At 66.4% G+C, this 19,087-nt stretch carries 15 protein-coding genes; 6 read left to right on the top strand and 9 right to left on the bottom strand.

The features are described 5' to 3' along the window. Positions 1-43: 43 nt before the first annotated feature. Genes FA85_RS01295 through FA85_RS01275 form a run of 5 tightly spaced genes read left to right on the top strand, consistent with a single transcriptional unit; the run spans position 44 to position 9,977 of the window. On the top strand, positions 44-1,183 hold the full coding sequence (locus tag FA85_RS01295) for a hypothetical protein (protein WP_197056461.1): 1,140 nt from the start codon (positions 44-46) through the stop codon (positions 1,181-1,183). Continuing rightward, a complete protein-coding gene (locus FA85_RS01290; RefSeq protein ID WP_051943587.1) occupies positions 1,183-2,394 on the top strand; it encodes an efflux RND transporter periplasmic adaptor subunit in 1,212 nt (403 codons plus the stop codon). Before FA85_RS01295 ends, FA85_RS01290 begins: the two co-directional genes overlap by 1 nt. Further along, positions 2,391-5,480, top strand: a complete 3,090-nt coding sequence (locus tag FA85_RS01285; protein WP_036112772.1) for an efflux RND transporter permease subunit — start codon at positions 2,391-2,393, stop codon at positions 5,478-5,480. The genes FA85_RS01290 and FA85_RS01285 overlap by 4 nt, the downstream gene beginning before the upstream one ends. Positions 5,481-5,490: 10 nt before the next feature. Beyond that, complete coding sequence (locus FA85_RS01280; RefSeq protein WP_036112773.1) at positions 5,491-8,607, top strand: efflux RND transporter permease subunit; 3,117 nt, start codon at positions 5,491-5,493, stop codon at positions 8,605-8,607. Between the two features lie 8 nt (positions 8,608-8,615). Then, positions 8,616-9,977 (top strand): efflux transporter outer membrane subunit, encoded by a 1,362-nt coding sequence (locus FA85_RS01275; RefSeq protein WP_197056460.1) that lies wholly within the window; start codon positions 8,616-8,618, stop codon positions 9,975-9,977. On the opposite strand, the gene FA85_RS01270 is transcribed toward FA85_RS01275, so the two are convergent. The 8 genes from FA85_RS01270 to FA85_RS01235 form a co-directional block, all read right to left on the bottom strand. After that, a complete protein-coding gene (locus FA85_RS01270) occupies positions 9,974-10,816 on the bottom strand; it encodes a hypothetical protein (RefSeq protein ID WP_051943591.1) in 843 nt (280 codons plus the stop codon). The two genes, FA85_RS01275 and FA85_RS01270, sit on opposite strands and share 4 nt — an antisense overlap. Further along, positions 10,813-12,150, bottom strand: coding sequence for a lipopolysaccharide biosynthesis protein (locus tag FA85_RS01265; RefSeq protein ID WP_036112775.1), 1,338 nt, complete (start codon positions 12,148-12,150; stop codon positions 10,813-10,815). The genes FA85_RS01270 and FA85_RS01265 overlap by 4 nt, the downstream gene beginning before the upstream one ends. Continuing rightward, entirely contained in the window at positions 12,147-13,331 is a 1,185-nt protein-coding gene (gene spt, locus FA85_RS01260) for a serine palmitoyltransferase (RefSeq protein ID WP_081907453.1), read from the bottom strand. The genes FA85_RS01265 and spt overlap by 4 nt, the downstream gene beginning before the upstream one ends. Continuing rightward, positions 13,328-13,579, bottom strand: coding sequence for an acyl carrier protein (locus FA85_RS01255; protein WP_036112777.1), 252 nt, complete (start codon positions 13,577-13,579; stop codon positions 13,328-13,330). Before FA85_RS01255 ends, spt begins: the two co-directional genes overlap by 4 nt. Positions 13,580-13,592: 13 nt before the next feature. Continuing rightward, complete coding sequence (locus tag FA85_RS01250) at positions 13,593-14,558, bottom strand: NAD-dependent epimerase/dehydratase family protein (RefSeq protein ID WP_036112780.1); 966 nt, start codon at positions 14,556-14,558, stop codon at positions 13,593-13,595. 2 nt (positions 14,559-14,560) lie between these two features. Next, positions 14,561-16,294, bottom strand: a complete 1,734-nt coding sequence (locus FA85_RS01245) for a fatty acyl-AMP ligase (protein ID WP_036112782.1) — start codon at positions 16,292-16,294, stop codon at positions 14,561-14,563. Between the two features lie 201 nt (positions 16,295-16,495). Continuing rightward, complete coding sequence (locus tag FA85_RS01240) at positions 16,496-17,212, bottom strand: nucleoside/nucleotide kinase family protein (protein WP_036112785.1); 717 nt, start codon at positions 17,210-17,212, stop codon at positions 16,496-16,498. After that, positions 17,209-17,934, bottom strand: coding sequence for a nucleoside/nucleotide kinase family protein (locus FA85_RS01235; protein ID WP_036112788.1), 726 nt, complete (start codon positions 17,932-17,934; stop codon positions 17,209-17,211). Before FA85_RS01235 ends, FA85_RS01240 begins: the two co-directional genes overlap by 4 nt. Before the next feature lie 145 nt (positions 17,935-18,079). Between FA85_RS01235 and FA85_RS01230 the strand changes: the two genes are divergently transcribed. Further along, positions 18,080-18,784 carry a nucleoside/nucleotide kinase family protein gene (locus FA85_RS01230; RefSeq protein WP_036112791.1) on the top strand — a complete coding sequence of 235 codons (705 nt, stop codon included), beginning with the start codon at positions 18,080-18,082 and terminating at the stop codon, positions 18,782-18,784. Between the two features lie 27 nt (positions 18,785-18,811). Here FA85_RS01230 and FA85_RS01225 read toward each other — a convergent pair whose 3' ends face one another. Then, positions 18,812-19,075 carry a hypothetical protein gene (locus FA85_RS01225; protein WP_036112792.1) on the bottom strand — a complete coding sequence of 88 codons (264 nt, stop codon included), beginning with the start codon at positions 19,073-19,075 and terminating at the stop codon, positions 18,812-18,814. Between the last annotated feature and the right edge of the window lie 12 nt (positions 19,076-19,087).

The raw sequence follows: 19,087 nt of genomic DNA, 5'->3' as shown, positions 1-19,087 counted from the left end.
ATGGCAACGACATGTCTTAATCCGCTTTGCAGGGATCCCAGAATTGAGCAACTCCGCTTCGCTGCGCATCGTTCCCCTTGATAGCAAGGCCGATCTGGACCGGTTCATCAAGGTACCGGGCGCGATCCTGGGATCCGATCCCGCATGGATCGCGCCTTTATTTCTTGAACGAAAACTCCACCTCGGTGCAAAAACCAACCCATGGTTCGAGCATGCCCGGTGGAAGGGCTGGATCGCCTATCGCGGTGATCGCCCGGTTGGCAGGATCAGTGCCCAGATAGATTCCCTGCACCTGGAGCGCCACGCCGACGGTGCGGGCTTCTTCGGCATGCTCGACGCCGAGGACAACCCGGAGACCTTCGCCGCGTTGCTCCGGACGGCGGAAGACTGGCTCCGCGGCGAGGGTATCGAACGCATACGCGGGCCGCTCAGCCTGTCGATCAACGACGAGGTGGGCCTTCTCATCGACGGCTTCGATACGTCGCCCTATTTCATGATGGGGCATACGCGGCCGTATTACGGCTCGCACATCGAGCAGGCAGGCTACGCGAAAGCCAAGGACATGTTGGCCTATGTCGTCGCGCCGGACTTTCCCGAGCCTAAAGTGATGAACCGTTTGCTCGGCAAGTCGAAGCAGCGCATCCGCGTGCGCCCGCTCGACCGCAGCCGTTTCGATGAAGAACTGGCCACGCTGCGCGATATCTTCAACGATGCCTGGGCCGATAACTGGGGCTTCGTGCCGTTCACCGAAGCCGAATTCAAAGATCTCGGTCACACCCTGAAGGTCTTGATCGCCTCGGAGCTGATCCAGATCGCCGAGGTGGACGGCGAACCGGCCGCGTTCATCGTCGCCTTGCCCAACGTCAACGAAGTGATCAGGGACTTCGACGGCAAGCTGCTGCCGTTCAACTGGGTCAAGTTGCTGTGGCGGCTCAAGAAGCGCTTCCCGAAGTCGTCGCGCGTGCCGCTCATGGGCGTGCGTCGCAGCTTCCATAACACGCCGCTCGGTCCCGGACTGGCCTTTCTGGTGATCGATGCCGTCCGGCATCATCTGGTGGCGCGTGGCGTCGAGGAGGTCGAATTGTCCTGGATCCTCGAAGACAACGCCGGCATGCGCAACATCATCGAAGCGATCGGCGGTCGTGACTACAAGCGCTATCGCGTCTACGAAAGGCAGCTCTGATGGCGAAGCAATCCTCGCGTGGCACCGTGGCGGTCGTCGGCATCGTCGCGGTCGCCGCGATCGTATGGTGGGTCGGGCACGGCAAAAAAGACGGTGCCTCGGTAGCCGATCAGGCGGTGCCGGTCGTCACGGCCACCGTCCGGCAAGGCGGATTCGTCGTCTATCGCGTGCAGCCGGGAACGGTCACCCCGTTCAACAGCGTGCTGGTGCGGAGCCAGGTGGATGGAGTGCTCACGCGCGTCGCCTTCAGCGGCGGGCAGCAGGTCAGGAAGGGCGATCTGCTGGCCGAGATCGATCCGCGAGCGTCGCAGGCACAGCTCCAGCTCGCGACCGGCGATCTGGGCCGCAGTCAGGCGCAGCTGGCCAATGCGGAAGAAACGCTCAAGCACTATGAGGCGCTCCTCGCGCAGGATTCCATCTCGCGTCAGCGGGTCGCCGATCAGCGCTCGCTGGTACGGCAGTACGCCGCCGAGGTGAAATCCGAGCAGGGCCGTATCGGCAGCGCCAACCTCCAGGTGTCCAACGCGCGGATCGTCTCGCCGATCTCGGGAATGGTGGGCTTGCGGCGCGTCGACCCGGGCAATCTGGTGGGCCCGTCGGATGCTCGTGGCATCGTCACCGTCACGCAGTCGCAGCCCAGCAAGGTCCTCTTCTCCGTACCGGTCAACGTGGTTCCGCGCGTACTCGCGCGCCTGAACGGCGGTGCCTGTATCCCGGTCGATGCCTACGGCGACGGCCCTGACGACAAGCTGGGTACCGGCCATCTTCTCGCGGCGAACAATCAGGTGGACCCCACGACCGGCACGGTGAAGTTCGAAGCCGAGTTCGCCAATGCCGACGGCGCGCTGCTGCCGAACCAGTTCGTGACCGCGAAGCTCCCCGTCGATGTGTTGCCGCAGGCGATCCTGGTGCCATCAGCAGCGATCCAGCAGGGCGCGCAGGGGCCCTTCGTCTACGCGATCAAGGACGACAAGACCGCTGCCGTCGTGCCGGTCAAACTGGGTGCTCAGGACGCTTCCACCACCGTCATCGCCTCCGGTATCGCAGCGGGGGCGAAGGTCGTCGTCGAAGGCGCGGACCGGCTGCGCGCCGGGACGAAAGTGCAGGCCACGGCGGCGGCCGAGCCTGCGCCGTCCCCCGCGGCGGACACGCCTTCCTGTCATCGCGACGAGGCGAGCGCCTCAGCGCGGACGTCGACCGCGCGCTCGTGAACCCGTCCCGTCCGTTTATCCTCCGGCCGGTCGCGACCGCGCTGCTCGCCGTCGCGATCCTGCTGGTCGGCCTGTTCGGGTATCGCTTTCTGCCGCTCTCGGCGCTGCCGGAAGTGGACTTCCCGACCATCGAGGTCGTCACCGCGTATCCGGGGGCCGGACCGCAGGTGGTGGGGGCGACCATCACGGCGCCGCTCGAACGGCAGTTCGGCCAGATGCCAGGGCTGAGCCAGATGTCGTCGACGAGTTCGGCGGGCGCCTCGACGATCACCCTGCGCTTCAATCTCGATCTGCCGCTCGACGTGGCGGAGCAGGAAGTACAGGCTTCGATCAACGCGGTGTTACCGTCACTGCCTGCCGATATCTCGCAGCCGCCGATCTACCGCAAGGTCAATCCGGCCGATGCGCCGGTGATGACGCTGGCGCTGACGTCCCCGACGTTGCCCCTCCGGACGCTGCGCGAACTGGCGGATACCCGCCTCGTGCCCAAGTTGTCTCAGGTGACCGGCGTCGGCCTGGTCAGCCTCGGCGGAGGCCAGCAACCGGCCATCCTGGTGCAGGCCGATCCGGCGAAACTGCGCTCGCGTGGCATGACGCTGGAGGACCTGCGCGGTTCGATTCGCGAGGCCAATTCGAACGTGGCCAAAGGCACCCTCGACGGCGCGGTGCGTTCCTCCAACATCGCCATAGCGGATCCGCTGGACAGCGCGGAAGCCTTCGCGAATCTGACCGTGGGCCATCGCGAAGGCGCGGTGGTTCGCCTGCGCGATGTGGCGAGCGTGAGCGATGGTGCGGAAAACGCACGTCTTGCCGCCTGGTCGGGCGAGCAGCCCGCCATCATCCTGCAGATCCGCAGGCAGCCGGGCGCCAACGTGGTCGAGGTCGTGGATCGCGTCCGGCAGGTGCTGCCGCAACTGCAGGCGACACTGCCCGCGGCCGCCGATGTCACGACACTGGCCGATCGCACGGAGTCGGTGCGTGCCGCCGTGCACGACGTACAGATGGAGCTGGTATTCGCCGTGGTCCTGGTGGTCCTGGTGATCTTCCTGTTCCTCGGCGGTGGCGCCGCGACGCTTATCCCCGGTGTGGTCGTGCCGCTGTCGCTGATCGGCACGTTCGCGGTCATGTACCTGGCCGGCTTCTCGATCAACAACCTGACGCTGATGGCACTGATCGTGGCGACGGGTTTCATGGTGGACGATGCGATCGTCATGATCGAGAACATCGCACGCTATGTCGAAGCGGGCGAAGAGCCATTCGCCGCCGCGCTGAGGGGCTCGCGCCAGATCGCATTCACCGTGGTCTCGCTGACCTTGTCGCTGCTGGCGGTTCTGATCCCGCTGTTGTTCATGGGCGGGGTGGTGGGGCGCCTTTTCCGCGAGTTCGCGGTCACCCTCGCGGTCGCCATTCTGATCTCCGGCGTGGTGTCGCTGACACTGACACCGATGATGTGCGCACGGATGCTCCGGCGCACGCCCGTGCGCGAGGGCAAAGCGTGGCATGCCCGCGTACTCGCGCGTTACGAGGCCGGTCTGAGCTGGGTCCTGGCACGGCAGACCGCGACACTCGTCACGGTCGGCGCGATGGCGCTACTTGCGGTCGCGCTGTATCTCGTCGTGCCGCGCGGTCTGTTTCCCGCCCAGGACAGCGGCGACATCCAGGGCGTCACCATCGCGCCGGCGACCGTATCGTTCGCCGCCATGAGCCAGCGGCAGCAGGCGTTGACGCATGCGATCCTGCGCGATCCGGCCGTGGCCAGCGTCGCATCGTTTGTCGGTGTGGGTGACGGTGCGCCGTCCCTCAACAGCGGGCGGCTGCTCATCCACCTCAAGCCGCTGTCGCACCGCGACCGCGCGCCCGCGGTCATGAAGCGACTCGCGGACGCGGCGTCCGGCGTCGCCGGCATTACGCTCTACATGCAGCCGGTGCCCGACCTGACGATCGACGACCGCCTCAGTCCGGGTCAGTACCAGTTCTCGGTCGAAAACGCGGACTCCACCCAGCTTGCGGCCTGGCTGCCGCGGGTGCTGGAGCCCTTGCGGAACGACCGGCACCTGGCCCATGCCACCAGCGATCAGCAGGTCGACGGTCTCGAGGCTTACGTCCATGTCGATCACGAGCTTGCCAGCCGCTACGGGATCACGTCGGCGGCCGTGGGCGACGCGCTGTATAACAGTTTCGGCCAGCGTCAGGTCGGCACCTTGCTCACCCTCGCCAGCCAGCGTCGCGTCATCCTCGAGGCCTTGCCCGCCGCGGGCGGTACGGCGAGCGCGATGGAGGGTGTCTATCTCTCCGGCCAGGGCGGGGCAGGCGACGCCGGTGCCGACCCTGCGGATCCGGCGGCGTCGCTGATTCCCCTCGCATCCATCGCGAAGGTGACGGAGCGCACCGCGCCGCTGGTGGTCACCCGAATCGACCAGTTGCCCGCGGCTACGGTGTCGTTCAATCTCGCTTCGGGCGTGTCGCTGGACGGTGCGATGGAAGCCGTGGATTCGGCGTGGCATCGACTGAAACCGCCGGCCGGCATGCAGATGCGCTGGCAGGGCGCCGCGCAGGCGTTCGAAGCATCGCGCGGCGGACAGCCGTGGTTGCTGCTGGCCACGCTGCTCAGTGTCTACATCGTGCTCGGCGTACTTTACGAGAGCTACATCCACCCGTTGACGATTCTTTCGACGCTTCCCTCAGCCGGCATCGGTGCCCTGTTGGCACTCATCATCGGCGGCTTCGAGCTCGACGTGATCTCGCTGATCGGCGTGATCCTGCTGATCGGCATCGTGCAGAAGAACGCGATCATGCTGATCGACTTCGCGATCGATGCGCAGCGCGAGCAGGGCTTTCTCCCGCGCGACGCCATCGTGCAGGCGTGTCTCCTTCGTTTCCGTCCGATCATCATGACCACGCTGGCCGCGATGCTGGGCGCGTTGCCGCTGATGCTGGGCGGCGGTATGGGCGCGGAACTGCGTCACCCCCTGGGGGTGGGCATCTTCTGGGGGCTGTTGGTCAGCCAGTTGCTTACGCTGTTCACCACGCCGGTGATCTACCTGGCGTTCGAGCGTGTGCTGCAGCGGAGCGGGCGTCGCTCGTGAGTGAGACGGCATGAATCTGTCGCGTCTCTTCATCAACCGGCCGGTAGCGACCTCGCTGCTCTGCCTCGGGCTGGTGGTCGCTGGGGCGCTTGCCTGGCGGTTGCTGCCGATCGCGTCGCTGCCCGAGGTGAACGTGCCGACCATCAAGGTGTCGGCCGAATTGCCCGGTGCCAGTCCGGCGACGATGGTCTCGGCCGTGGCGACGCCGCTCGAGCGCGCGCTCGGGCGCATCGCCGGGCTCACCGAGATGACCTCCGTCAGTACGACGGGAGGCACCGATGTGCGACTCACCTTCGACCTGTCACGCAACGTCGTCGGGGCGTCGCGAGACGTACAGGCGGCGATCAATGCCGCGCGTGCGGATCTGCCGTCCGATATGCCCGCCGCACCGAGCTATCGCGAGGTCAGTTCCGCCGACGCGCCCGTGCTCGTGCTCGGCCTCACCTCCCGGCATGCGACGCCGAGTCAGATGTATGGCGTCGCGTCGACCACCTTCAGCCAGACGCTGGCGCAGGTGGATGGGGTGGGCGAGGTCGAACTGGTCGGAAGTTCCGTTCCCGCCGTGCGTGTGGCCCTGAATCCGCAGGCGATGAACCAACGGGGTGTCGGCTTCGAGCAGGTGCGCCATGCGGTGTCGGCTGCCGTGTCGAATGCCGCCGGCGGCGCGATCGAGACCGGTGACCGTTACCTGCAGGTCGCTACCAACGGTCAGTTCGACAAGGCCAGCGCGTTTCGCTCCGTCGTCGTGGCGGGACGCGATGGTACGGCCGTGCCGCTCGGTGACATCGCCCGCGTCATCGAGACGGAGCGCGACCCACATCAGGCGGCGCTCGCCAACGGCGAGCCGGCCGTGCTGGCCCTGGTCCGCCACAAGCCCGGCTCCAATACGATCGATGTCATCGACGGGGTGATGAAGCGCCTGCCCGCGCTCCAGGCTTCGCTGCCTGGCGACATGAAGGTGAGCGTCATCGTCGATCGTGCCACCTCGGTCCGCGGCTCGCTGCGCGCGGCCGAACATACCCTCGCGCTGGCCGTCGTGCTGGTCGTCCTGGTCATGCTGGTCTTCCTGCGCGACCTGCGCGCGGCCCTGATCGCCAGCGCCGTGGCGCCGATCTCGCTGCTCGGTGCGATGACCGCGATGTACCTGCTGGGGTACAGCCTCGACATCCTCTCGCTGATGGCACTCACCATCGCGGTGGGCTTTACCGTGGACGACGCGGTCGTCGTCGTCGAAAACATCGCGCGCCATATTGAAGACGGGGTACCGCCGCGCGAGGCGGCGCGTGTGGGTGCCGGGGAGGTCGGCCTCACGGTGGTGAGCATGAGCGCGGTCCTCATCGCGGTATTCATTCCCTTGTTGCTGATGGGCGGCTACGTCGGTCTGTTCGTGCGCGAATTCTCCGTCACGCTCGCCGTCGTGATCGCGATCTCGCTGGTGGTTTCGCTTACTGTCGTACCCATGCTGTGCGCGTTGTGGTTGCAACCGGCAGACGCCCGTCGCGCACCAGGGCGGATGCTGCGCTGGAGCGAACGTGCGTTCAGTCGCCTGCAAGCCGCTTACGACGACAGCCTGGTCTGGGCGCTCCGCCGCGCGCCGCTGACCATGCTCTCCCTGCTGGCCGTGCTTTGCCTGAGCGTTTTCCTCTACATCACCGTGCCGAAGGGGTTTTTTCCACGGCAGGATACCGGTGAGCTCACCGGCGATTTCGATACCGACGCGGATGCCTCCTTTCCGGTGGCGCGCGCCAAGCTGGCGAGCTATCTCGAGGTGGTGCGTGCGGATCCGGCCATAGCGAGTGTCGCGGGTTATGTCGAACACGATTCGGGATCGCTGTTCGCCACGCTGAAGCCGCTTTCGCAGCGCGACGCGACGGCGGACGAAGTGGCCGCGCGTATCAATGCCAGGCTGGCCAGGCTTTCGGGCGGCACGTTTACCGTGACGTCGGTGCAGAACATCCGCACGGGTGGACGTCGCAGCCGCGCTTCCAACGAATACACGATCCAGGCCGACTCGTCGGTGCTGCTGGCGACATGGGTGCCGCGTATCGCGGAGGCCATGGCAAGGTTGCCGGAGCTGTCCAACGTGCACGGCAGTGGGAGCGGGACGGGCGTCGCGACGGCGCTGCACGTCGACCGGGATGCCGCGGCACAGTTCGGTGTCAGCTACGCACGGGTGGACGGCGTGCTGCGAGACGCGTTCGCCGGCCGCCGGGTCACGACGATGTTTTCTCCGTCGAGCCAGACGCCGGTGCTGATGGGGATCGCGCCCGAGCACGCCACGTCTACCGACGTGTTCAACCACATCGAGGTTCCCGCGGCGAACGGTGCCAGCGTGCCGTTGCCCGTGCTCGCCCATGTCCGTCAGCACGACATGCCACTGACGATCGCGCATTTCGCTCAGTCGGTGGCGACGACGATTTCGTTCGACAGGGCGCCTGGCGTCTCCCTCTCTCAGGCAACGCTCGCTATCAGGAAGGCCGTGGATGGGATGGCCGTACCGACGTCCGTCCGCGGCAGCCTGCAAGGGTCGGCGGGTGCGGCTCGTCAGGTGGCGGACAGCGAGCCGGCCCTCATTCTTGGCGCGTTCCTCACCCTGTTCATCGTGCTGGGTATTCTCTATGAGAGCTGCGTACACCCGCTGACGATTCTGTCGACGTTGCCGTCGGCTGCCGTGGGTGCCGTCTTTGCGCTGATGCTCTTCCGGACCGACCTGGACGTCATCGCACTGGTCGGGATCTTCGCGCTGATCGGTATCGTGATGAAGAATGCGATCATGATGGTGGACTTCGCCCTGGCCGCGCAGCGCGGATCGGCGGTGACGCCGGCGGAAGCCATCCAGCTGGCATGCCGGCTGCGCTTTCGCCCCATCCTGATGACGTCTCTCGCCGTCATGGTCGCCGCGGTGCCGCTGGCGGTCGCACGCGGCGACGGTGCCGAGATGCACCGGCCGCTCGGCATCGCGATGGGCGGCGGCCTCGTGGTCAGTCAGCTCTTGACCCTTTACACGACTCCGGTTGTGTACCTTTACCTCGATCGATTCAGCAAGTGGGCAGGCAGATGGATGCAGAAACTCGGCAGGCGCGACGACGCGGGTTGGTCAACCGGCCGCGAGGATCCGCTGCCGTGAGTGTGCGCATGCCTCCGCGTGCATGGCGCGTCGCCCTCGTCACCCTGGGTGTGAGCTTCATCGGCGCCTGCGCTCCGGTGGGACCGGACTATGTGCGCCCTTCCGCGCCGGTACCCGCCGCTTACAAGGAATCGGGCGCGCATGCGTCGTCGGGTGCGCAAGCCGCTATCTCGGCCAGGTGGTGGGAGATTTACGGTGACCCCGCGCTCGATGCGCTGGTGTCGCAAGTCGCGGTGAGCAACCAGTCGCTGGCGGCCGCGGCGGCGCGCGTACGCGAGGCGCAGGCGCTGGTGCAGGTCGCCAGTGGCGCGTCGGTACCGGCGGTCAGTGCGGGAACGCTGAAATCCGGCCGCAAGAACGAGAACGACTTCGGCCTGGGTGTCAGCTGGGAGCTGGATCTGTGGGGACGGATCCGCCGTGACGTCGAAGCCCATCGGGCAGCCGCCGACGCCAGCGCCGACGATCTGGCCGCCGCAACCCTTTCGATGCAGGCGCAGCTGGTGCAAAGCTACTTCGCGCTGCGTCAGGACGATGCGCTCATCGTACTGCTCCAGCAGAGCGCCGAGGCCAGCGATCAGTGGCATCGCATGGTGGGCAACCAGTACGCCCAGGGACAGGCTTCGAGCGCGAACGTCGCCGAGGCGCTGATGCGGGCGAGCACGGCGCAGATGCAACTGGCGGATACCAGGAGTGCGCGGGCCCAGCTCGAGCACGCGATCGCGGTGATGCTCGGCAAGGCGCCGGCGGACTTTGCGATCGCCCCTGCGGCGTTCGATGTGCAGGTGCCGGCGATTCCCGCGGGCGTACCTGCCACGTTGCTCGAACGTCGGCCTGACGTCGCCGCCAGCGAGCGTCGCATGGCGGCGGCCAGCGCGCGCATCGGCGTGGCCAGGGCGGAAGCTTTGCCGACGATCAACCTCGCGGCCGGCATCGGCATCCTCCGCGGTCCCACGGGGACGGCCGATGTGCGCGCACCGTTATTCACGGGTGGCCGGCTGCAGGCGCAGGCCGTCAATGCCAGCGAGGCCTATAACGAGGCTGTCGCCAATTACCGCCAGACGGTGCTCGATGCTTTCCGCGAAGTGGAAGACGGCCTCGTGATCACGAGCACGCTGTCCGGTGCGGCGGAGCTGCAGGACAGGGCCGCCGCGGCGGCCAACGAATCCGACCGGGTCACGCGAAACCAGTACAGGGAAGGTGTCGCCGACTATTCCGCTGTCGTGGAGGCGGCCAATGCTTCCCTCGACGCGGGCCGTGGCGAACTTCAGCTTCGCGTTCGCCGGCTGGACGCCAGCGTCAACCTGATCATGGCACTGGGCGGCGGGTGGTCTTCTCCGTCGCCGCCCGTGCCTGAGCACCGATCACCTTAAACGGGGTAGCGGGCGATCAGCGTTTCGAGGCGTGAACGAATCTCGTTGGCCAGCGGAGCCGGCGTGCGGTAATGACGTCGGCCGGAGAGGGCCTCGGCCACCATTTCGTCATGGCGCGAACCCATCAGGCCATTGATGGCCGCCAGAAACCTCGACATGCGCAAGGCATGCTCGTCGGGACCGAGCGAGCGCAGCGTGTCGTAGTAGGACACCTGCATGCTGACGATCTTGCGCACGGTATGGAATTCGTGGCCCGCGAAGTGCGTGCGCGACACCGCTCTGGCCAGACGCCGCATTTCGGCCCGCTGCAACGCGATCAGCCCGGCTTCGGTATCGATGCGCGTGCGTTCCATGGTCCGCCGCACCATCGTCCAGACGGGCCTGGACAACAGCACGCGTAGCCTCAGCCCGTGACGGACGATGCCGCCGCGCCTGCCGCTGCGGAATGCGTCCTGCAAGTGGCCGAGCACGCGTGTCGTCAGGTCGAAAAGATAGCTGGAGGTGTGGCTTTCGCTGTACAGACGCTGCGCAAAACGGAGATGTTTGTATCGCGCGCGGATGTGCTTGAACTGCAGGCGCTCGTCCGCGCTCAGGCCCTCGTTGCGGAGCAGCTTTCCGACGAGTCCCAGGAGTTCATTCCGCCGCACGCCTTCTTCCCAGAACTGCAGGCACAGCGCGTAGCAGTCGCGCATCGTTCCCTCGGGGCAGCTCAGAACGATGGGGTCGGGCAGGGCGACATGCGCATCGACGATATCGTCGACATCGACGGCGTCGAACAGACGTCGGAGCGCTTCGGCCGGAAAGTTCGGCCATGCGGGGTCACGGCGGCGGCGGATCATGTCTGCGCTTCCTCGGGCTTGTAGAACGAAAGCGTGTGTCGCTTGCGATACGCGCCGATCGTCGGAATCAGCGAGAAGAAGGCCTCCAGGCACTGTCCGCCGAAGTAGGCGATGGCGGCGCCCATGATGCCGAGATAATGCGACAGTCCGACCAGCAACAGGGCGTAAAGAAGAGCGGCCAGCGCCTGGGCGACCAGAGCGGCACGCTGACGGCTGGCGATGTACAGCAGCGATTCGAGCGGGAAGCCGGCCATCGAGACCACCAGGGCGGCGGACATGACCTGGAGCAGGTTGTACGACTCGAGGTACTGCGCTCCGAACACCGTCGAGATCAGCGGCTTGCCGACGACGATGACCAGTAAGGCGACCAGAACACCGACGCCGCCGGCCAGCATGGCCGAGCGCAGCCCAAGCTTCCACGGACGCGTGCTGGCCGGATCCATGCGCATGATTTCCGGATAGAAGCTTTTCTGCATCAGCGACGCCGGTGTGCCGGCGGCGTCGAAGAAGGTCAGCGCGACCTTGAACAAGCCCGCCGCGGTCGGGCCCAGGATGATGCCGACCAGCACGTTGGTACCGGCGTTGCGGGCGGACCAGATCGAGTGCGCGATGTTGGTCGTCCAGACGAAATCCCATGCGCCCTTGATACGGCGGGCGGGACCGAACAGGCCCGGGCGCAGCGCATGATCGATCCGCTGACGGCGGAGTTCGCGGACGGCGAACAGCCACAGCACGCCGTCTCCGACCAGGCTCGAGACATACCAGGTGGCGATGAAGCCCGGAAATCCGAGATGGCCAAAGTACGCGATGACACTGCCAGCCGCGCGCAGCAGCGGGGTAATGGCTTGCTGAACAGCGATCAGGTCGAAGCGATCGATCGAACGCAGGATGCCGGTCGGCGTCGCCGCGGTCATCGTCGGAATCAGGGTGCAATAGGCCAGTGCCCACCAGAAGTCCGCGGGCGAGATGCCGACGGCGTGGCCGAGCAGGGGGAGCAGCACCATGCCGCCGACCAGGGCGACCGCGCCGCTCGCCAGATCCAGTCCGAAGGATAGTCCCGTGACATCGCGAAAGCGCGCCACGTCCTGATGGGCCAGCGCGGGTGTGCCGAACTGCACGACGAATTGCCAGGTCTGGAACTTGACGAAATCACTGACGCTCTTCGCGTAGGCCTGAACGACCACCAGCGTGCCGAACAGCTCCGGCGTCATGCCACGTCCCGCGCACGCGAGCGACAACAGTCCGAGCAACGCACTGGCGACGTTGCTGGATGCCAGATAGGACGCGTTGCGCACGATGGCGCGGAAAGCGCCATCGGAGAACCAGTGCTTCATGCTTTGGCGCCAGTCCAGCTGGCGAACGCGGCACAGATGGCGTCGATCTGCCCGGGTGTGTGAGCGGCGCTGACGCTGCAGCGCAGGAGCGATTCGCCCCCGGGCGTGGCCGGTGGAACCATGAGATTCACATAGACACCGTGTTTGAGCAGATGGTCCCAGAAGCGCAGCGCCTCGAGCTTGTCGCCGACAAGGACGGCGACGACGGCGTTCGCCGGAGCGCCGAGCCGGAAGCCAAGCGCGCCCAGGCCCGCGTGCAGACGCTCCGCATTGTTCTGCAGGCGCAGTCGCAGGTCGTCGGCGGCCGCGAGCGTGCGCAGCGCCTGCCGGGTGGCGGCGATGGTCGCGGGCGGCAGTGACGCGGTGAAAACGTAAGGCCGGCTCGCGTAGCGCAGCACGTCCAGATTCGGCGAGTCGCTGACGCAGAAGCCGCCGGTGTTTCCGAGGCTCTTGCTGAAGGTGCCGACGACGTAGTCGACGTCGGCAAGCACACCCTGCTCGTCGGCCAGGCCGCGCCCCTTGCTGCCGAGCACGCCCATGGAGTGGGCTTCGTCCACCATCAGCGTGGCACCGAACTCCTGCTTCACGCGGGCGAAATCGCGCAACGGCGCGCGGTCGCCGAGCATGCTGTAGACGCCTTCGACGACGATCAGCGCATTGGCCGCGTCGTCGCCAAGACGGCGCATGCGCTTGGCCAGATCGGCAGCGTCGTTGTGGCGAAAACGAATGACGTTGGCGCCGCTCAGCCGGCAGCCATCGTAGATGCTGGCGTGGCTGTCGGCGTCGATCATGACGACGTCGCCGGTGCCCACCAGCGCGGAGATCATGCCGAGGTTGGCCTGGTAGCCGGTGGAGAAGACGATGGCGTCGCGTTTGCCGTAGAACGCCGCCAGATCCACTTCCAGCTCGCGATGTCCCGCGTAGCTGCCGTTGGCCATGCGCGAGCCCGTGGTGCCCGTGCCGGCCGCCTCGAGCGCGTCGCGCGCCGCGGCGATCGTGCCGGGATCGAACGTCAGGCCGAGGTAGTTGTTCGTGCCCGCCAGGATCGTGCGGCGGCCGTGGATCAGGCCTTCCGTGGGCGAGAGGATGCGGTCGATCTGCACGCCGAACGGATCGATCCCCAGGGTGGCGAGCTCCTGCCGGACGGCTTGTACCGCCTGAAGCCTGGGATTCTCTCTCATGCGTTTGCGCTCAGCGTCGTTTCGATCTGCGCCGCGAGGTCGCCGACGGTCTTGATTTCGGCGAGCGCGTTGATGGGGATCGAGATGTCGAATTCGTCTTCAACCGCCAGCACGAGGTCCATGACCCGCAGTGAATCGAGGGCCAGTTCGCCGGTGAGCTCCGTGTTCTCGCCGATATCCGCGACGCGCCCCTCGGCGAGTGGCTCAAGGATGTCGACAAGCTTTGCAACGATGTCTTGATGGTTCATCAGGGTATTCCGTTCAGTGCGTCACGGTGTTGCCGAGCGTGGCGGCAAGACCACGTTCAAACCCGATCTCGGGCGTCCAACCGGTGGCGCGGGTAAAGGCGCGGCCGTCGCATACCCAGTCGGCATGCGTCAGCTCGCGGACCTTGCCGGGGGTCAGCATGGGGGCGTAACCGAACACGCGCGCCGCGGTGCGGTTCGCTCCGGCGATCGCGCGTAATAACGGCGTGGGGATGAGGAGGCGACGGATCGGCGCGTTGTCACGCAGGACGCGTGACGCCGCGCTCAGGACGGTGTCCCAGTCGTAGCCGCCCGCGTGACCGTCGTCGAGTTCGAAAGTCTGCCCCGACTGTGTGTCCGAGCGCAGCCAGGCCACGATAGCCGAGGCGAGATCGCTCACATGGATCAGGGAAAAGCGACCGTCGCCGCTGCCGGGTATCGGCGCGATGCCGCGCGCCATGCTCTGGAAGAGCGGAAGCATCTCGCGATCGCCTGGCCCGTAGACCGCCGGCGGCCGCAGCGCGGCCCACACGAGGTCGCCGGCATGGGCTGCCAGGGCGCGTTCACCGAGCCACTTGCTGCGTGAGTAGTCGGACAGCTGCGGCTCGCGGGCCGCCAGCGACGACACCAGCAGGAACCGGTGGCAATGGCTTTCTTCCCGCGCCGCACGCACGATGTCGATGACACCGGCTTCATTGACCACGTCGAAATCGGCGGCGCGCGCGCCGCGCACGTTGCCGGCGCAGTGCACGACCGCGTCCGCGCCTTGCACGAGGGCGGCGAGGGCATCGCGATCGTTGAGGTCGCCGGCGATCCACTTCACGCCGGGCGCGTTCTCCAGAACTCGCCCGGGACGAGGGCGATATAGCGCCCGCACGCGGTACCCGGCGGCCACCAGCCGTTCGCGCAGCGCAGTGCCAATGAAACCCGTCGCCCCCGTCAATGCAATGACGGGATGCCCTGAGTCGGCGAGGTCGTTCATCGCTACGCCGCGGCTCCGGTCGCTTCCCGCATCGACTGACGCTCTAGGTATCCGGCACGCGTCGCCGAGCGTGACAGCTTCCCGGAAGAGGTGCGCGGCAGTGTATGGCGGGGCACCAGCTCGATGATGCAGGCGATGCCGAGTTCTTCGAGCACGTCACGCCGCACGCGCCGCACCAGGGCCGCGCGGACATCGGGATCCAGCGAATTGCACTGTACGACCACCGCGGCGATTTCCGCGCCCCCGGGGCCGGGAATGCCGAACGCCGACGCATCCTGCGAGCGCAGTTCCGGTTGGCGTTCGACGATGCGTTCGATGTCCTGAGGCAGGATGTTGCGCCCGTTGACGATGATCATGTCCTTGTGCCGGCCGGTGATCACCACTTCGCCATCGACCACGTAACCGATGTCGCCGGTGTCGAGCCAGCCGTCATCACCCATCACCTGCGCGTTGAGTTCCGGCTGGCGGAAGTAACCCGACATCAGGCTGGGACCGCGCACGAGGATCCGGCCGACGTGGCGTTCCGGCAGGCGACGGCCGGCGTTGTCGCGCACGTCGAGGTCATGGCCGGGCAACGGTCCGCCGCATCGGACGAAACCGCTGCCGGTGCCTTCGGCGACCGGCGTGGCGCGCAGGTTCTCCGCGAGGTCCACGGGATCGAGCCACTCGACCACGATGCCGGTGTCCAGCGGTGCGAAACTGACGGCAAGCGATGCTTCGGCCATGCCATAGGAGGGCACGAACGCCTTCGCGTCGAAGCCGGCGGGTGCCAGCATCTCGGCGAAGCGCGCCGGTACTTCCGGAAGGATGGGCTCCGCGCCGATACCCGCGGCACGCCAGTGCGACAGATCGTATGACTCGATATCCGACGGGCGGACGCGTCGTGCGCACATTTCGTAACCGAACGGCGGACTGTAGGAGATGGTGGCCTTCGATTCGGTCATCAGCTCGAGCCAGCGACGGGGACGCATCGCGAACTCACGCGTGTCCAGGTAATCGATCGAGCGCTGGCTCGCCACGACGGTCAGCAGGCAGCCGACCAGACCCATGTCGTGATAGAACGGCAGCCACGATGCGAAGCGGTCGCTGTCGCGCAGGTCGAGGCCGTCGTTGATCGATCCGCGGGCGTTGGCAAGCAGCGCTTCCTGGGTGATCACGGCGGCTTTCGGGGTGCCGGTGCTGCCTGAGGTGAACTGCAGATAGGCCACTTCATGCGGGCCGATGGGCTTCAGTTCGACGTCATGGCGGGGCAGGGCGTCGAATGCCTGCGGCTCGCCCCACATGACGATGCCCAGGCCACTCACGGCTTCCCCGAGGAAACCCTGGAACGCGGGCGAGGCGACGGCGATCACCGCCTCGCAGGCCTGCAACATGCCGCGCAGCTTGTGCACGTAAGCGTCGTGTCCGCCCAGGTTCACCGAGGAAGGCAGCGCGACAGGCACGAGGCCCGCGTACTGGCAGGCGAAGAAGAAACGCAGGAAATCCGGCGTCGTCTCCGCGACGATCGCCAGGCATGCGCCGCGTTCGAGGCCGAGGCTGGCCAGCTTCTTCGCGAGGTCGCGCGCCTGCGCTCGCAAGGTTCGATAAGGCAGCGCGGTGTCGAGCTTGCCGCCAGCGTAGAAATTTGCACCTGTTACGCCGCATGCCGCGTAGTCGAGCGCCTCGGCCAGACTGGCAAAGTCGCCGCGTCGCATGGGCACCGTATTCGTGGTCGGCGTCGCCAGGCCGGCCTGCATCGCAATGTTTCCGTCTGCGCTCATAGTCTTAGTCGCGTCTCAACAAGTCCCATGCCACCGGGGCCAACCCCCAGTGTTACTGGTCTGTTACTGGGTTATTGCCGTGCTTTTACTGTACCCAAGGGTACCATAATCCCAGGATTTGTTAAGAAAAACCTCAAGCCGGCGTAAGATTGCGCTAGGCCGCCCATCAGGCGGCGCTCAGGCGCCATGAGCCGGCAGGCCGTCGATGGCCGCCATGGCCGCCGCGAACACCTCGGCGTATGGGGCACGGGTGTCCAGATCGAAGAGGCGGGCGCCGTTGAAGCGCAGCCGTGACATCACGGCGATCTTGTCGTTCAGCTCTTCCGGGCCGTGGTCCGGTTTGCGCGCATGTGCCGTGGCGAAGTCGATATCGAGCTTGATGACGAGCGAAGGGCGATACGTCGCCATGCGTTCGTACAAGCGCTGCTCGCGCACGGCAAGCTTGCGCACGAGCCAGTGTTCGCTGCGCGCGAGGCCCAGGCCGGGACCGTCATAACGAAAGCCCGCAATCTCAGCCTGGGGATAGCGGTCCGTGATGATCAGTGTGCCGCGCTCCGCGAGCCGGCATACCCGGCGCAGGTGAGCGGCACGCCAGACGGATAACCCGTACATGACGAGCGACCCGAGCACGCCGGGCACCTTGTTACGCATGTCCTGAGCGCTGGCGGCTTTGGCCGCCAGACGCCTTTCCAGTCGGGGGCCGATCAGCGGCAGGCGCTTGATCTTGTCGCCGGTTTCGCCGGATATCAGCCCGAGGTACCGGCGCTGCACGCTGCGCGTCTGCTTCAGCGTCCTGACGATATCGTGGGTCAGCGTCGATTTGCCGGTCCCGTCGCATCCCACGACGGCGATGAGCCGCGCGATCGGCGGCCGGAGGGTTTCAGTCGTCGTCATGTCGACAGCAACGGTAGCGCCGTGCTCACGGCGCGCAACGAACGGTCGAGAATGGCACCCTGATCGTCACGGCCATCGAGGTCGAGGATCCGCGCCCCGTTGAACCGGAGCGTCGGCAAGGTAGCGACCTTCTGGCGAAGCGATGCCATCTTGTGGTCGGGTTTGCGCGCATGCGCCGTCTCGGCATCGACGTTGAGACGGATGACGAGCGCTGGCACGCTCGACGCCATCCATTGGTAGAGGCGTTGCTCGCTCGCACGGAGACGGCGGATCCACCAGTTGCCTCCTTCGGTCTTCGCCAGCTGCGGGCCGTCGCAGTAGAAGCCGGGAATTTCCGCCTGCGGGTAACGATCCGTGACCACCAGGACGCCGCGCCGGCACATGGCGAGCATGCGGCGGAACTTGTGCGCGCGCCAACGCGACAGCATGTAGATCACCAATGCCGCGACGTTGCCGGGCGGCATCGACGGTTTGTCGTGCACCTGGTCGGATTTGCGCAGCAGATACGCGTTGAAGCGTGGCCCGATCAGGGGCAGCGTGCGGATCCACTCGGCGATCCGGCCGGACGACTGACCGAGGTACAGGGCCTCCGTGGGGCGTTGTTCGCGCAGGTGGGCGACGAGTTTCGCCGCCAGGGTGGACTTGCCGGAGCCATCGCAACCGGTAAGCGCGATCACCCCCACCGTCGGGTGGAAGTCATCGGAATCAGAGAGGAGAGGCACACCAGATAGCCGGTAGCGCAGGATGAATACAATTTTATTACATGGCATATTCTTGCGTCTACGGTCGTCTGACCGCGCGCATCAGCGAGATTTAATGAACCATTTTTTCAGTCCGGTAGCGGTATCCGGGGCAAAGGACGGCGCCATGGCGCCACTGATCGCGGTCATCGGCTGCGACGGTTCCGGCAAGTCGACGGTCAGCGAACATATCCTCGCCTGGATAGGACGTTACGGTCCCGCGGCCAGCGTTCACCTCGGCAAGCAGGCCGGCAACGTCGGCCGCGCGGTAGCGCAGTGGCCCCTGGTGGGAGGCGCGCTCGGTCGGGTGATCCGGCGCAAGTCCGATGACGTGAACAACCGGATGAAGGAGGCGAAGCAGCCCAGCCTGCTGCCCGCTCTGGTCATCAGCGCCTTCACGCTGCGCCGCCGGCGCCGCTTCCGGCGCATGCTCGCCCTCAGGCGCCGCGGGCTGATCGTGGTCACCGATCGCTTCCCGCAGCTGGAAATTCCCGGCGCGTACGACGGCCCGGGATTTCCCGCCGTCGAAGGGGGCTCGCGTTTCGTGCTCGGTCTGGCTCGGCGCGAGTACGCCATGTTCGAATGGATGGCCAGCCACCGACCCGATATCGTTCTCCGGCTGAATGTCGACCTGGACATCGCGTGCGCACGGAAGCCGGACCATCGGCGCGAAGCGTTGGCGCGGAAGATCGCCGTGACACCGCAGCTCGCATTCAGTGGTGCGACGGTGATCGACATCGACGCCAACCAGCCGCTCGAGCGAGTTCTTGACGATGCGAAAGCAGCCGTCGCACGGGTCATGGCTGAGCGCGGGTATACCGCGCGCGCATGAGGCGCCACGTGCGCCGTGACGATCGGCTTACTCGCTGCCCGCCGCGACCGGCTCGGCCAGCGCATCCCTGGTGAGCCAGACACCCGCATCGTCTTCGATCCGTAGCCGGATCGGGACGGCGCGGGTTTCGCGGATCACACGCGCCCTGGCAATCGCGAACTGAAGCGATTCCTCGCGAGTGGGAAACCCGCCGAGATGCTGGCGGTCCTGGAAAACCGCAAAGGCCTCGGCGCCAGCGTTTCCCTGGGGCAAATAAAAGGTGATCGTGTCACCGAGGTCGCGAGCTTCCATCGTGTTCGTTCC

It is taken from the genome of Luteibacter mycovicinus (assembly GCF_000745235.1).
Classification (GTDB): domain Bacteria; phylum Pseudomonadota; class Gammaproteobacteria; order Xanthomonadales; family Rhodanobacteraceae; genus Luteibacter; species Luteibacter mycovicinus.
Note: the sequence above shows the minus strand (reverse complement) of the source record. Positions and strands in the feature narration are given on the sequence as shown.